Source organism: Ruoffia sp. FAM 24228 (assembly GCF_045528575.1).
Taxonomy (GTDB): domain Bacteria; phylum Bacillota; class Bacilli; order Lactobacillales; family Aerococcaceae; genus Ruoffia; species Ruoffia halotolerans.
This window is the reverse complement of record NZ_JBGQQZ010000012.1, coordinates 20,106-34,672: the sequence shown is the minus strand read 5'-3', so window position 1 is coordinate 34,672 and position 14,567 is coordinate 20,106. Positions and strand designations below refer to the sequence as shown.

11 protein-coding genes are annotated in these 14,567 nt (G+C 37.5%); 1 reads left to right on the top strand and 10 read right to left on the bottom strand.

What is annotated here, in order from left to right:
- Positions 1-256: 256 nt before the first annotated feature.
- The 10 genes from ACEN33_RS03520 to ACEN33_RS03475 all read right to left on the bottom strand — a co-directional run bounded on the left by ACEN33_RS03520 (position 257) and on the right by ACEN33_RS03475 (position 13,372).
- A complete protein-coding gene (locus tag ACEN33_RS03520) occupies positions 257-1,120 on the bottom strand; it encodes an MBL fold metallo-hydrolase (RefSeq protein ID WP_407094072.1) in 864 nt (287 codons plus the stop codon).
- A gap of 132 nt (positions 1,121-1,252) precedes the next feature.
- Positions 1,253-3,160 carry a DUF2207 family protein gene (locus ACEN33_RS03515; RefSeq protein ID WP_407094586.1) on the bottom strand — a complete coding sequence of 636 codons (1,908 nt, stop codon included), beginning with the start codon at positions 3,158-3,160 and terminating at the stop codon, positions 1,253-1,255.
- 402 nt (positions 3,161-3,562) lie between these two features.
- Positions 3,563-4,396 (bottom strand): two-component system regulatory protein YycI, encoded by an 834-nt coding sequence (locus tag ACEN33_RS03510; protein WP_138404474.1) that lies wholly within the window; start codon positions 4,394-4,396, stop codon positions 3,563-3,565.
- Positions 4,396-5,805, bottom strand: coding sequence for a two-component system activity regulator YycH (yycH, locus tag ACEN33_RS03505; RefSeq protein WP_407094597.1), 1,410 nt, complete (start codon positions 5,803-5,805; stop codon positions 4,396-4,398). Before yycH ends, ACEN33_RS03510 begins: the two co-directional genes overlap by 1 nt.
- Positions 5,806-5,808: 3 nt before the next feature.
- The gene (gene walK / locus ACEN33_RS03500) at positions 5,809-7,662 is read right to left on the bottom strand and encodes a cell wall metabolism sensor histidine kinase WalK (protein WP_407094073.1); all 1,854 of its coding nucleotides are present in this window, start codon (positions 7,660-7,662) and stop codon (positions 5,809-5,811) included.
- Positions 7,663-7,919: 257 nt separating this feature from the next.
- Positions 7,920-8,624 carry a response regulator YycF gene (gene yycF / locus ACEN33_RS03495; RefSeq protein ID WP_138404477.1) on the bottom strand — a complete coding sequence of 235 codons (705 nt, stop codon included), beginning with the start codon at positions 8,622-8,624 and terminating at the stop codon, positions 7,920-7,922.
- 235 nt (positions 8,625-8,859) lie between these two features.
- A complete protein-coding gene (locus tag ACEN33_RS03490; protein ID WP_407089119.1) occupies positions 8,860-10,236 on the bottom strand; it encodes a peptidoglycan binding domain-containing protein in 1,377 nt (458 codons plus the stop codon).
- A gap of 100 nt (positions 10,237-10,336) precedes the next feature.
- A complete protein-coding gene (locus tag ACEN33_RS03485; protein WP_407089118.1) occupies positions 10,337-11,182 on the bottom strand; it encodes a Cof-type HAD-IIB family hydrolase in 846 nt (281 codons plus the stop codon).
- Positions 11,183-11,854, bottom strand: a complete 672-nt coding sequence (locus ACEN33_RS03480) for an O-methyltransferase (RefSeq protein ID WP_407089116.1) — start codon at positions 11,852-11,854, stop codon at positions 11,183-11,185.
- Positions 11,855-11,962: 108 nt separating this feature from the next.
- A complete protein-coding gene (locus tag ACEN33_RS03475; protein WP_407094585.1) occupies positions 11,963-13,372 on the bottom strand; it encodes a hemolysin family protein in 1,410 nt (469 codons plus the stop codon).
- A 415-nt stretch (positions 13,373-13,787) separates the two neighbouring features.
- On the opposite strand from ACEN33_RS03475, the gene cbpA reads away from it, so the two are divergent.
- Positions 13,788-14,420: a cyclic di-AMP binding protein CbpA gene (gene cbpA, locus ACEN33_RS03470; protein WP_407089114.1), complete on the top strand. Its 633-nt coding sequence runs from the start codon at positions 13,788-13,790 to the stop codon at positions 14,418-14,420.
- Positions 14,421-14,567 lie beyond the last annotated feature (147 nt).

Sequence of the window (14,567 nt, the reverse complement as noted above, 5' to 3'; positions counted from 1 at the left end):
GCATTTATGAAAATTTATCAATAAAATTTGGATTATAATCTTAAGTCGTCTTAATCTTTATGACATCGCGTTAATATAAGATTGCTGTGACACTTTTTAGGTGTATCTTAAGTTAAATGGGTGATTGGTTTGGCTTGAGATGAGGCAACTTAAGACAAATCACAGTTCATTTCGCGTGAGCCAGCTCACATCACATTTTCAATATAAAAACCCCTCTTTATTAGCTTTGGCTAACTCAGACGGGTTGCTTATACGTTTATAGGCGTTTTAAGGGGGTTGCTTCGCCGGGATCGGTCATGTGTAGTAAGAAATCTTCGTTTACTGCAAAGTTGTTGTAACGTAAGATATCTTCCATTGAAGCCATCGCAAATTCTTTTGTATTGTTGTCACGGCTTAAGTGACCTAGGTAAATATCGGTCGTGTTGTTACCGATTAAGTCTTTCATCGCTAAGGCACCGTCTTCGTTACTTAAATGCCCTTTGTCGCTTAAGATTCTTTGTTTAACAGACCAAGGATATTTTCCGTAGCGTAGCAGTTCAATCTCATGATTACTCTCGATTAAGTAAGCCGAAAGATTCTTTAATTGGCTGCGTAAGCGGTCGCTGACGTAACCTGTATCTGTTAGCATCGCGAAATGTTTTTTGCCTTTTTGAAAAGCATAAAATTGTGGTTGAATCGCATCATGGCTGACACCATAACTTAACACATCAATATCACCAATCGATACAAGTGTATCTGGTTCGATATATTGACGGTTCTCGGATGCGATTTTTCCGATCATATTTTCCATGGCGCTCCATGTCTTAGCATTAGCATAGATTGGAATATTGTATTTACGCGAAAGGACACCGACACCGTGAATATGATCTTTGTGCTCATGCGTCACGAGAATCGCATCAATATCGCTCACCTGACGGTCAATTTGAGCATATAGGGCTTCGATTCGCTTGCCGCTGAGTCCGGCATCAATCATAATTCGGTGATTCATCGATTCGACATAAGTACAGTTCCCACTACTTCCACTTGCTAAAATGGAGTATTGCAATGTATCAAATGCGTCTTGAACACTTTTCTTTTCTTCTTTACCTGGCGTCGATCCAGGTATAATTATTTCAGTCATTTAATCACTCTTTACTTTCATTTTAACGTACTAGATAGCTTATCATTACAACTCGAGATTGGCAATGCTTATTGCTTACAAAAAAACATCTATCAAGCAAAATGTGCCTGATAGATGTTTGGCTAGTTTGGTTTAGAAACCACCGGTTCCCCCACCGCCACCTGATCCTCCAGATGACCCACTAGAGAAGCCACCACCAAAACCTCCCGTATTCGACCCAGAGTATTTGCTTTGTGCTGGAGCGCTACTTGTCACGGATTGGCTAATCGATGGTCTGACAACTTGGTTAATCCAGTAAGGGTTACTGTAGATAACCATTGGCATTGCCATTTGACTCAATTCTTCCATACCATATTCTTTATTCATGGCTTCAATCACTTTATCTGCCACATCTAAGGAAATCGCATAAACTAAAAACTCTTCCCAGAGAGGCAGTGAAGCAACTTCACGCATGTTGAAATTCCCTATATCATCTAACATATTCGCAAAGCCTTTCCACTCTTTAATCATCTTATCTTGTTCGTAAGTTCGAATAGGTCGAAGTGTCGTCAATAATAAGATGACAATGGCTAAGATCAAATTCACTGTGAAGGCTAGTAAAATCGGCATAATATGTTCTTGTAGTGGTGAATCTAAAGTTAAAAATAGTAAAACAAATAACATAATCACACTTGCAATAACAGCTAGAACAGCGTAACCAACGGAATTATTATATTCTTTGGGTTGATTTTTAACTTGTTCACCTTTGACTTCAACGTAATTAGCAAACTGTGTCCATTTACGGTATTTTTGCTTTTTAGTATTACGATTACTTTGAATATCTTCTTCGATTTGACTGAGTGTTGTCGGTTCATTGTTTGGAAGTAAGTATTCATAAACATAGCGTTCATGCTTTTGTAAATCAAATAAGTCAGCTTCTTCTTCAACCGGCGATACACGAATGGTTGACGCGCTTTTGCGTTTTAAAAGACCCCGTTTTTCTCGACTGACTTCTTCTACTTTGATATATCCTTTACGGGCTAAATCAATAATTGTTGCCGAGAAGTCATCCGCAATTGGCTTATCACGAAAAACCGCTGTTGCCATAATGGCGGGTGTTAACTCTTCTGGTAAAGAATAGACATGTTCTGGGACATGCGCTGGCTTTGGATTTAGTTTACGATGATTACGGAAGTAATACACCCAAGCAAAGATAGTCACGAGTGGGAAGCCAATTAAAGCTAAGATGACCCACAACCAACGGCGTTGTTGTGAACTTTCATGCGCCTCTCTATCTGCTTCGACGGTTGCTTCAGATCGCTCAATAATCTCATCTTTCATATTTGCTTGAACGATATTTTGGTTATTTGGTGTTAATGCGGTTGGGAAGATTGCATTAACTTCCACGAATTGATTTGGTGGATTGTCTGGCACTGTGATATCGATGTAACTTTGATCGCCTTCAGTGACCGGCTGAATTTCTCCGTTATAAGGTCCATAACCCCACGCTCGGAAATCATCTGGGTTTGAGACACTTCCGGGTAAGTAAATTCTTGCATCGACCGCAAAGTCATCGTCTGTATTTTCCGGAACGATCTTGCGGTTAATCTCGGCAGTGTCATTATAGTTAGTAATTAATTCTTCTAGTGTGTATTCGAATACAAAATGCACCGTCTCGTCCTCTGCTGGATTAAATACTTGTAGTCTAAAAATCTGACCATTATCGGATACTTTAAACGTTCCAGGTGCTTCGTTAAAACTTTCATTGAGGTAATTAATATCGCCGGTTTCTTCATCTAAAATTCCGACACGATAATCGGTTAGAGTGTAACCCCCATAATCGATATTGTGGTAAGCACCATTCATATAATCGACATCGAATGTGTAGATTTCTTTAAAAGACACATCCCCATCCGACGAAATTTGTCCTGTAATATCTGCTTCTGTTATATCAAAACTAATATCCTGGGCACTCACGGTTGAAATTGTCATCAGCGGCACAAGAATAAAGAGCGAGAGTAACAAGCTCAATATATTTCGGCTCAAACGATTTAAATTCATTTGGCTCACCTAACTTTCCATTCATTATAATAGTATTTTACCATGTATAGGATGCATTCGCACACTAAAGCATGAATTACTTTTTAAAGACTTCTTTTTGAACATGTGTTACGGGTAATTATTTAAAAAGTTTGTCTACTCAAGACAAACCAATCACCCATTTGGCCTGAGTTGCGTCAACTCAAGACAAACCGATCACCCATTTGGCGCAAGTTACGTCTACTCAAGACAAACCGATCACCCATTTGACCTGAGTTGCGTCTACTCAAGACAAACCGATCACCCATTTGACCTGAGTTGCGTCAACTCAAGACAAACCGAACAGCCATTTGGCGCGAGTTGCATTTTAAATCACGATCCCCAAAAAAACCGCTCCACCACAATAGTGGCGAACGGTTCTTACTAATTAAATTGCTTCCGGTTAACTGTATTTCCTCGAATACTATCGACTAATAAAGTAAAGCGGCCATTCGGATTGTCATACACGATTTGCCAGGCAGGTGAATAGACGTTTAAGCCGTCTAATTGCGTCTGGCGGTAATAAACTAATATCGAATAATGAATTACCGAACCGTCTGGGATTAAAGTTTCCACACGACGATCAATAATTTCTAAAGCTTCACGTTCGGATAAGATGGTCCGGTCTCGGTCAAGCTCTGTAACATTGCTTTGGAAAGTTTGCGTATAACCAGTCATCATAAAGTTTTCATCCAAATTAATTCGGATTTCTGCTGTACCATCCACAATCGGACGCCCGTCAAAGGCGGTCATTCGAGCATAGATGACTTGTTCTGAATTAACATACCAAATATTTCGGTAAACATCTCCAGAGATAAATAAGGCTGGGTTCTCCAAAAAGTCTTGAAGGGCTTGCCGTTGTTCATTTGAAAAACCCGTTGTTTCAGCTGTTAAGCCGAGTCCTAAATCCATCGGTTCTGATAAAGTCCCAGTCAGCATGCCTTCTTGATTCACAGATACATCTTCGATTTCAAGTTGTGAAATATTTTCAGCAAGATGATTATTAGTCTCTGATACGACGAATGGGAGTTGATATTTTTCAGTCGATAATTCATCAAAAGTAACGCCACGATTTGATAGATTTTCTTCAATGGATAACTCAATCTGTTCAGTTGGTAAACTGGTTACTTCAGCTCGATTAAACAACATGAATAGTAAGTAAATATCGAATACTAGAAAGAAAAACACTAATACGATTTGAATGCGTTTAAAGTCCACTAGTCAGCTCCCCCTTCACCAAGTACTTGAGTATTCCAAATATCCACAAAGTCGTCGCTTTGAATTTCTTCTAAAGTATAGTGCTCACCGTTTAATTGGAAGAACCAAGTCGGAATGAGCTCTGCTTTTCTAAACATTTCCATATCTTCTTGCCATTCATAAGCCATAAAGATATCTTCAAAGCCATTCACTGTATAACCTCGTTCTTGAAGCACTGCTAAAATTTCTTCATGATTCATCAATTCATACTCTTGTAAAGCCGTGTCGATATGCGTATAAAAAGTCAACATCGGTTGGTGGTATCGGAAGATATCCCCACTCAAATCGCCACGCATCTGAACGGAGTTCGCTCCATAATCAGGCATGTTTGAGCTTGTTAAGATGGGTAAATCATTGTAGTAACGTCTAAAAGTAATGAAGTTATTCTCTTGATGGAATAGACGAATATCGCCTTCCCAATACTCAAATTGTTGCACCATACTAAAGGCATTACGGAATTTCTCAACAGTCGTTCTTGGCTCACCCGGATCTGCCCGGCTGATTGTTAAGTCAAACTGCTGAGTCGTTCGGTTCACATCAAGTGTATTAATATAGTTTTGATAACGGAATACTTCGTCATCATCACTATTTGCTACTTCAGTCGTATTAAAGCCAGTATTATCAAACAAATCACTGACATGAAGATTTTCTGGCAATACATCCAGGGTAAAGAGTTGCGACTGTAAGTTTACATTATTGACTGGCAGGTAAATTGGCTTATATGCGCCTTGATAACGAACCACTTCAAGCAAATCTGAGTTCTCTAAAGTAATAGCATTACGCAATTCATCTTTTCTTAAATTCGATGATAATTCTGCTTCAATCACACGTTCTGTCTTAGAATCAATTAAGTAAACTCCACGCTCTTCTTGCGAAGTCAGCGGAATAATAATTCGATCAATTAAAATATCTGTCGGTATCTCGTCTTCAATGGATAATACTCGCGTGTATGCTCCTAAGGGAATACGCGTCGGTAATTCCATCTGCAGATGATCAACATCTAATAAATTATTAAGTAACTGCGGATCTTCCATATATGACACATTATCAACTGAGATGGGTCTACTTTCAATTAAAGAACGCAATGTGTTGATAGTTGCTTCATCACGAATGAAGTAAGACTGTTGGCCTAATCGAATAATATACTCATCTGAAGAGACAACATCTTGAAAACTTAATCGCGTGGGTGAGTAGTAATTAGCAGTTGGTTGAATGGTTTCAGTCGCTATCTCTTCGTCTGTCGGAGCTGATTCATTACCAATAATACTTTCAAATGTGTTGATATCATAAAGAATAAAGTATGAGAATAAGAAACTAATCGCAACTAATATAACGAGCACGACTGTGATCCCCGTATTTTGTTTTCTCATCAATTAATCCCACTCCCCATCTAGCTCGGTGAATTCGGTATAAGGTAATTCAAAGATAAAGGTTGAGCCTTCACCTTCAACACTATCTACCCAAATTGAACCGCCATGTAATTCGATAACCTCTTTAGAAATCGCAAGGCCGAGTCCACTACCACCTTGTTCACGAGACCGCGCCTTATCAACGCGGTAGAAACGATCAAATAATTTCTCAGCGTCTTGCTTAGAAATTCCTAACCCTTCATCGGTGATACGTACAATGACACTGCGGTGGTTATCTTCAATTTTAACTGTAATGGTTCCCCCATCGGGTGAATATTTCACGGCATTATTTAAGATATTATCAATCACCTGAGTCATTCGGTCCTGGTCAACATCGACATAGATATCCCGTGTTGTAAATTCACGCACAAAATTATAGTTCCCTGCATTTGAATCCGATTCTAAAGTGAAAACTAACCGGTCTATGATATGGTTAATAATCCGTTTCAAATCAACGTAGTCGGTCTGAAGTGTAATTTGGCCACCATCCATCTTAGATAAATCCAGTAAGTTTGCGATCATCCGAATCATACGATTACTTTCTGATTGAATGACTTCTAAAAATTGCGGCGCAATCTTCTCGTCACGCCAAGCACCATCAGATAGGGCTTCACTATAACTTTTAATACTGGTTAAAGGTGTACGCAATTCGTGCGACACATTTGATACGAAATCGCGTTGTTCTTGTTCGGTCTTCTCTTGTTCTGTGACGTCTGTTAACACACACACAACTCCAGTAACAAAGCCGGTTTCTCGACGAATAATCGAGAATTCACCTTTTAAAATCGAATCTACACCTTTATCACTGTGATTAATCATAACTTCAGTATCTTTTTGTAATAATCCTTTTAAAGCGATCTTTGATTCGATATTCAATAGACGTAAAATCGAATGACCAATCGCTTGCTCTCGGCGAATATTTAACAATTGGAGTGCTCGATCATTTACTAAAAGGACGCGTCCTCGCTGATCAGTCCCGATAACACCATCAGTCATATGACGAAGAATTCCGTCTAAGCGTTGTCTCTCTGACTCGGTTGATTCTTGGGCATCTTTTACTTTGACGGCCAGCTCATTAATGGTCATCGTTAACTCGCCTAATTCATCATAACCGTACACTTCAGCAGGATAATTATAGACCCCTTCCGAAATACGTAAGGCTTGTTGACGCATATTCTCAATTGGACGGGTTAAACCTTGACTTAAGACAAAGGAAATCAGTAAAGCAACGCCTACGGCTAAAATCGAAGACTGGAGAAACAGGTCGATAATATTATTATTCTGACTATAAATTTGCTCCATATTAGCTTCAATAACTAACACTCCGAGTAACGTCGTTTGCGTTGTCCCAAAGATAGGCTTAATTAATTTGTAAATCGGTGCATCTGTTTCTGGGTCTGAGTATTCACTGCGTAATTCATTTTGATAGAGTAAGACATTACGCGCATCGGCATCCGTAGTTTGGTTCCCAATCGAACTTTGATCTAATCCCTGATTCGTCGCAATGATCGTTTGCGCATTATTAATCACTTCAAGGCGCGCTGGCGCTGTTGAGCTAAAAGTTTCTAAAGTTTGACGCAATTGGTTGAGCACACTTTGTGACTCTTGATCTGAATTTGATAATATCGGTGTGATATTATTCGCTAAAAAGTCCGCTTGTGTATTAATTTGTACTTTAAAATTATCTACCGTTTGTGTCTCTAACTGGTCAATAAAGATGACTCCGATAAATTGGAAAGTGATCACTAAGATAAATACAAATAGTAAGGGTATTTTAAAGTATATCGATTGGAAAAAGCGAAAAGGTCTTTGCTTCATCGTCGTATCAGCTCCAATCTTTCTAAATTTTTATGTTCTGAACACAATAATAACATGTTGGTGTCTCCTTAATTCAAACATTTTAATTCTAAAAAACATATAGATTCAGTTTATTGATTTTTAACTATAATTACAAGCTAGAATCTCATTTAATTTACTTTGAATCAAGAGCATTGTGTTCTTATTATGTATAAAAGAAGTGCCTGCTAAGCGAAGGAATCCTTCTGCAAATAGCAGGCACTTTATATTGTATTTAATTATTCTTGTTCTGGATTTTTTAAAAAGTATCCAACACCACGACGGGTAATAATATACGTCGGGTGACTTGGTTGATCTTCGATTTTCTCACGTAATCTTCTAATTGTTACGTCCACTGTTCGGACATCCCCAAAATAATCATAGCCCCATACAGTTTCTAGTAAATGTTCACGAGTCATGACTTGTCCAATATGTTTCGCTAAGTAGTGAAGTAATTCAAACTCACGGTGAGTCAGTTCTATTTCTCTACCTAATTTCGATGCAATGTATGCATCTTGGTGAACAATTAATTCGCCTACTTTGATTTCATTGGCATTATTTTCATCTTCATCAACTTCTTTTAAAGCGTTACGACGTAGGTTCGCTTTTACACGAGCCATTAGTTCGCGGTTAGAGAATGGTTTCGTTACATAGTCGTCAGCACCTAATTCCAGACCGAGTACTTTATCAATCTCAGAATCTTTTGCCGTTAACATAATAATCGGCACAGCACTTTCTTTTCTAATTTCTCGACACACTTCCAAGCCATCTTTTTTAGGTAACATTAAATCTAAAATAACGAGGTCAGGTTTTGTTTCTTTAAATTTTTCGATCGCATCTTCGCCATCAAAACTTGTGACAATTTCATAACCTTCGTTTGATAGATTGAATGTAATTATATCCGAGATTGGCTTCTCATCGTCGACAACAAGTATCTTCTTCATATAGTTTTCTTCCCCCTTACATAAAGGATTAATATTTAGGTTAGTCAAATATTAATTAAATATATATCGTATTAATTATACAGTTTTATTAAATATAGTCAAAATTGCCACAATAAATTAAGGTTTTCTTAATTATTTATGACTAAATAAGAAAAGCAAAGTAGTCGAATATTTCATTCCCCTACTTTGCATATTAACCTAATTTTTTTAAAAAGTCATTTTTAAGCCCTTAAGATTAATGGATAAGGACTGGCATACCTTCGTATGCATGAGCAAAAACATCTGCCATAACATCAGGTGGTGTATTAATACATCCAAGTGATCCTGATACTTGATAAGTGTTTCCGCCAAAATTACTTTGCCATCCAGCATCATGGATACCTTGGCCTGTATCGTCAAATGGTAACCAGTAATTTACTGGTTGGACGTAATCACGCTCTGTACGAGGGTTGTATCCTTTTAATTCAGAGTCTTCTTCTTTATCCCAGATTGAGTAAGCACCTGGTACAGTATCTGTTCCGATTTGTCCGGTTACGATAGGTGTTTCAACTACGATTTGTCCATCAACATAAACCCACATTGTCTGGTGGTCAACACTGACTTCAACGTAGCTATCCCCAATATCATTGCCTCCAGTATTGTAACCCGTCCCCACTATATTTGGTTGACGTGATACATTCTCACCAGCTTGTAAATCAGCTAAAATGTTTTGCGTTTCTGATTCACGGTCAATGGACCAACCTAATGTTCCGGGTTCAACTGTTACTTCACCTTCTGAAGTACTTTGGAATTGACGTGGTTTGTCATAAGTTGCGTATTCATCGTTTAATGTTCCAAGATATTCGTAAATTAATTCTTGGTCATAAACAATCTCGTTATTTGAATCAAAGTAAATCCACTCTTCAATTGTTTCTTGAGGAATTGTGACATTGTTTCCAGCAATTTCAAGGTTAATTTCAGTGTTTTTAGCTGTTTCAATTTGTTCCATGACTGAATCGATTTTTTCGTCATGACTTGATAATTCGGGTTCTAAGTAAGCTGAATTAATTTCGATTGATTCTTCACCATTTTGAATACCGTTCATAATTAATTCTTGAACTTTATCAATATCTAATTGATTTCCTTCTTCCGCTTCAGTAACGTAGTAACCTTGCGCTTCAGTATATTCAATGGCTGCATCTTGAGCCGCTGTACGGTCTTCATTACTTAAACCTAGATTCGCTAATTGTTTGTTTAATTTTTGCTCGTCTAAATTCATTGTTTCCATTAAGCCACTATCATGGTTTTCAGATTGGAAGTAACTTGTAATCCACTCATTTGGGTTTTGGCTATTGTAAGTTTCTGTTAAAACTTCACCCGTTTGTAATTCTGGTCCCAATTCACCTAATTGAATCGAACCAACTTCTTGGCCGTTCTCAGTAATTTGGAAAGTTTTGCTGTAGATATCCTCTTGAATTTTTTCTTCCGCTTCAGGGAGTGTTAAGTTACTAATATCAACACTTCCAAAAGTTGTATTTGCTTGGAATTTCTCAGCATAATATCCGATACCTGCACTATATGCCACAATTATGATGACTAGTGCCGATACTACAGAGATAATTAGTTTTTTCATTTGTTCACCTCAAAAAATTTAATATTCGTTCTTTTAAATAACAAGACCTCATTCAAATACATATTTTAGCATGTAAATGTGAATAAAGTATAAATATTACTTAACTATTGTGTGGCGGTTGTGTGACAAATTTTCTAATCGCATGTGCGACTCCATTCTCATTATTCGTTAAAGTCAGCTCATCGGCCACTCTTTTTACTTCTGGATGGCCATTTTCCATTGCGACTCCTAAACCAGCCATTTTAACCATTTCGTAATCATTTAGTTCGTCCCCTATGGTCATAATGTTTTCAGCTTTAATATCTAACAGTTGGATTAAAGCATTTAGACCATTAGCTTTATTCGCTAATTTAGGAATAAATTCAATTGCAACGGGTAAAGAGCGGACAATATGAACTTGTTCATATAATTCATTAGGAATTTTTTCTAAATAATCATCGATAAATTCAACTCCACCAAAGACAACGATTTTATAGAGTGTCTCTAAGTTTAGAACTTCTTCAAATTTTGCCAATGTAATATCAGTACTTAACGTTTTAGCATCTTGTACAACCGTTGGATTCGCTGTCTCATCATCAACTAAATACAGCTTGTCTGGATCAAAGGCAACCATTTGAACTTCTTCACTCCGGTACTCTTTAAAGACATCATAAATTGCTTGACGGTCTGCTTCAGTTAAGATTGTTTCATGAACAATATTTAAGTCAGGTAACTGATGGACAACTGCCCCATTTTGTAAGATTAAATATTCATCGCCATGCCCTTGTGGCAGCTGTTTAGACAAATATTGAATACTTGGTAGCGTACGTCCTGTACAAATAACGACTTGAACACCTTGTTCAATCGCCTCTTTAATTGCGTCTACATTTTCTTGCGACAAAGATTTGTCATCTCTTAGTAAAGTCCCATCTAAATCAATTGCTACGAGTTGAATATCACGTGTCATTTATGCTACTTCCTTTCTGACCATTAAAAGGCCATCGCCAAGTGGAACGAGTGTTGAACGGTTTGTTTTATCATTTAATACAGTATCGAACAATTCATTTAATTTACGATGAATTTTTCTAACGCGTTTTGGAATTTCTGCTTCATCATCTAATACTGTACCACCTTGAAATACATCGTCAATAATTAATACGCCTCCTTGACGAAGTAGACGCATACACTCAGGATAAAATTCGATATATTTCGCTTTGGCACTATCCATAAAGATTAAATCATATGAACCTTCTAAGGTCGGCAAGACATCCGCTGCGTCTCCTTCAATTAGAGTAATGCGATCTTCTAGACCCAGCTTTTTAAAGTTTTCTTTGGCACGTTCATACATTTTTTCATAGCGGTCAATGGTCGTTAAATGCCCATCTGCTTGTAAATGCTGTGCCATTAAACTTGCTGAGAAGCCGATGGCTGTTCCGATTTCTAGAACTTGACTTGGTTGCATGGTTGCAGTAAAGAAATCAAGAAACTTCGCTGTTTCATGCGGTACAATCGGAATGCCTAATTCATTCGCGTAAGCTTCAATCTCACCAAGTCCTCCCTCAAAGTCAAGTTGGCCTTCACGCATAAAGTCAACAACTTTTTGCATCACGATTGGGCGGTGCATCATTTCGTTTAACATGTTATTACTCCTCTATTCAATATTCTCCAAAAAAAAACGAACTTTGGCGCTTGATCAGTCCTAGCTGGCCGACTCAAAGAGTACCGAAAGTTCGTTAGACATACTTGATTATTGGTCACTCTCTCCAGAGTCTAAGTCCAATAATTCTTCTACTGTTATATCACTCGCATCTGCAGTGACGTCATGGTATAAGTTATAATCACTCGAAATTTTCTGATCGTCATCATATTCCACGTGAATTCCACGAATTCGACCGTTATCAATATGACTTGTCGTAATCACATAATCACTTGCTCTTAGAACAATTCGCTCGTCATCGTCTGGCACATAGCCTAGATGATAAATAATCAGACCAGCAATTGTATCTACTTCATCATTTTCTAATTCAACATCAAAATACTGATTAAATTTATCAATTGGTAAAATACCATTCACATAATAATTGTTATCATCGATTTTACGTATGTCACCTGCTGTTGAGATATCTGTCTCATCTTCGATATCCCCAACAATCTCTTCTAACACGTCTTCTAATGTAACAATCCCTTCAACCCCACCATACTCATCTCGCAGTATAGCCAAGTGAGTTTCTTCACGTCGGAATTCAACTAATAAATCATCAACAAAGACTGTGGATGGTACAAATAGTGGCTCACTTGATATATCAAGAATATCAATATTATCAAAACCAACTGTTCGTGCGTGTTTCAATAAATTCTTCATATGAACAACACCCACAACATTATCTTTTTCACCTTCATAGATAGGAATTCGTGAGTAAGGTGTATCTAGCAACGCTTCAATATTCTCATCGTAGTCATCTTCAATATCAACCATGATTGTATCCGTACGTGGCACCATGATTTCTCTAGCCATCTTATCATCTAAAGATAGGACACCTTGAAGCATTGAAAATTCAGCTAAATCAATAGAACCTTCTTTTCGACTTTCAGCCATTAACACTTTCATCTCATCACGAGTGAATGTTTCATCATTCTCTGAGAAATCAAGAGGTGTTAGTCGCTGTAATAATCCAGTTGAAGCTGATAATAGTGCAATAAAGGGACGGAAAATTTTCTGAATCGTTCCAATAATACCACTTGTACCCATGGCGATTTTTTCTGGCATTTGTAATGCCACTTGTTTTGGAAACAATTCACCGAACACTAAAGTAATATAAGACAAAATTAACGTAACGACAACAATCGCAACTGTTACTGCTCCAGGAAATGTCGGTAGCAAAGCTGAGAATCTGTCAGCAAATGAAGTCGCTGCAGAGGCACTGGATAAGAATCCCGCTAAAGTGATCGCAACTTGAATAGTTGCTAAGAAATCATCAGAATTCTCTAATAATTCCAAAACCCTTTGAGCTTTCTTATTACCTTCTTCTGCTAATGCTTTCATTTTTGACTGGTTGACTGATACGAAGGCAATTTCACTTGCTGCGAAAAACGCGTTAATTGCCGTCAAGACTATAATTACTATGACTTGTGTCCACAAGGACCCCGAGGAACCCATTATTTTCTCTCCTTTTAATAATTCAATTTTTTTCTTTACTTATAAATATAAGAAAAAAACGAACAAATTGCAAGAAATAAAAGATGAATTTAACCTGTCTTTCCCCCCTTTTTTTATGTAAGCAATTTTTATCAAGTTTAACCTTCATCTTCTTGTAAAATCAGTGTTCTTTTCTATTTTTTCCTGAATGAAATATGAATGGTTTTTAACATATTTCTATTGCATAATAATTCTAATAAAAACTAGATAATTTTACGCATATATGTTAATATTATATGTTGTGCTAATGAGAAACGCAGATTTAACATTAACTTAATATTAAAAAACGATTAGAAAACCTTTGCATTCTGAATCACATTTTGCTAATATGAATCTATCAAACTACAGTGAATTTTACTACAAGGAGTTTCGCTTTATGATAAAAAACCTCGTGCATCATAAAGACAATATTGTGACGATTAATGAAACAATGAATTGTCTCGACGCGATCGAAATTTTAGAGCAGCATTCTTTAAGAAATGCGCCGGTCGTCGATGCTACTAATACATTATACCGCGGTAATATTTACCGTTATCATATTTATAAATACAAATTTCATCATCCCGATGCCGATCTTGCGCAAGTAAAAGTGACTCAATTTCTTAAAAACACGACGCGAGTTGTTCACGAGAATGATACCTTTTACCAATTAATTTTTGCGATTCGTGATTTACCTTTTATTGCCGTATTGGATAAGGAAAATGTCTTTACGGGCGTCATCCAACATGATGCTATGATTAATTACTTAGCTCAAGCTTGGGTCGCAGACAAGTCAGGTTACGTTCTTGCTATTCAAACACGTGGGGAAAAAGGCGAGCTGAACAAGTTAGCTCGACTTGTGAATCGTAAAGCAGATATTCAATCTGCCGTTACCTTTGAGAAAACAACCTATGATACGTCCACTTACTTAATGGTAACGCTACCAGAGTACTTGGATGTATCATCAGTCCGTGCACTAGTTAAAGACTTGACTCGCCGCAAATACGATGTCAATGTGGTTACGTTGTAGGATAGTGAAAATTTGAGAGAGCATTTGAGTTAGATGGCTGTGCTGTTTGGCTCAAGTTAAGGCAACTCAAGACTAATGAGTTTGGCGTTCGACTCTAGTTGCAACCACTCAAGACAAATGGATCCCCGGTTTGGCTCTAGTTCCACC